Raw genomic sequence first — 260 nt, forward strand, 5'->3', positions numbered from 1 at the left:
CTCTATATTTTCAACATCAAATTGACCCCTGCCGTCAAATCCGTACAGTTAAACTTGGGAGATTTTAGTTACGCAGACTGACGATAATAGTCAAACCACACCTGTCTTGGCGATTTATAGCCTAAACCCTTTTGAATTCTCGTTTGGTTGTAGTACAACTCGATATATCTAATGATATCGGTAATGGCGGCAAATCTGGTCTTATAGTCCTGATGATATATTAACTCATTCTTTAATACGCCCCAGAAGCTCTCTATAGG

Annotated in this window: 1 protein-coding gene; it reads right to left on the reverse strand. The window is 38.8% G+C overall.

Annotated features, from left to right (window positions below; genetic code table 11):
* Positions 1 to 68: 68 nt before the first annotated feature.
* The coding region (locus tag AAEZ06_RS27635) for an IS3 family transposase (protein ID WP_350617317.1) at positions 69 to 260 on the reverse strand (192 nt) is incomplete at its 5' end.

The sequence above is a fragment of the Pseudomonas sp. HY7a-MNA-CIBAN-0227 genome, assembly GCF_040310325.1.
Lineage (GTDB): Bacteria > Pseudomonadota > Gammaproteobacteria > Pseudomonadales > Pseudomonadaceae > Aquipseudomonas.